A 274-nucleotide genomic window follows, 5' to 3' on the forward strand; every position below is an offset into this window, starting at 1 on the left:
TTGTTCGGCGGCGTCCTACTCTCCCACAGGGTCCCCCCTGCAGTACCATCGGCGCTGAAAGGCTTAGCTTCCGGGTTCGAAATGTAACCGGGCGTTTCCCTAACGCTATGACCACCGAAACACTATGAAGTTAACCAACCGGAGCCTAGCTACAACGGTCGTTACTTCAGAACCTACACAGTGGACGCGAGCAACTGAGGACAAGCCCTCGGCCTATTAGTACCAGTCAACTCCACACCTTACGGCGCTTCCATATCTGGCCTATCAACCCAGT

The 274-nt window shown here is 54.7% G+C and carries 2 rRNA genes; both read right to left on the minus strand.

Features of this window, described 5'->3' with window-relative positions:
- Positions 1-2: 2 nt before the first annotated feature.
- A 5S ribosomal RNA gene (gene rrf / locus IG62_RS0141080) occupies positions 3-119 on the minus strand.
- 77 nt (positions 120-196) lie between these two features.
- Positions 197-274 (minus strand): 23S ribosomal RNA (locus tag IG62_RS0141085); the annotation flags it as partial.

This window comes from Streptomyces sp. NRRL S-337 (assembly GCF_000720175.1).
Taxonomy (GTDB): Bacteria; Actinomycetota; Actinomycetes; order Streptomycetales; family Streptomycetaceae; genus Streptomyces; species Streptomyces siderophoricus.